The sequence below is a fragment of the Pantoea sp. BAV 3049 genome (assembly GCF_009765445.1).
Lineage (GTDB): Bacteria > Pseudomonadota > Gammaproteobacteria > Enterobacterales > Enterobacteriaceae > Erwinia.
Genome location: NZ_WHOY01000023.1, coordinates 1 through 280, shown reverse-complemented (window position 1 = coordinate 280; position 280 = coordinate 1). Strand labels below are relative to the sequence as shown.

General features: G+C 61.1%; 1 pseudogene. It reads right to left on the bottom strand.

What is annotated here, in order from left to right:
• Positions 1–280 (bottom strand): annotated as a pseudogene (locus GSQ70_RS00680) (Replication protein); the annotation flags it as partial.

Here is a 280-nt window from a genome sequence, read left to right as displayed (position 1 = left end):
GTGAACGACAACGTAGTCCAGCTGCTCCAGCACGCGCAGGGCATTCAGCAGGACGTCGTAGGCTTTACGGCCGCTTTCGTAGACGTGAAGAACGCCCATCCGGCGGGCCAGCTCCTCGACCGGCAGCATGACTTCAAACATGTAGTCGCTGTCGGGGCTGTAATCGCAGTTGGCCGCGAGTACCAGTGACAGTGCGGTCAGCGCTTCACGGCTCTCAGAACGCGGCGTGATGCGCATCGGTTTCGGCCGGAATGACGGGTCGAACATGCGGGTATAAGGG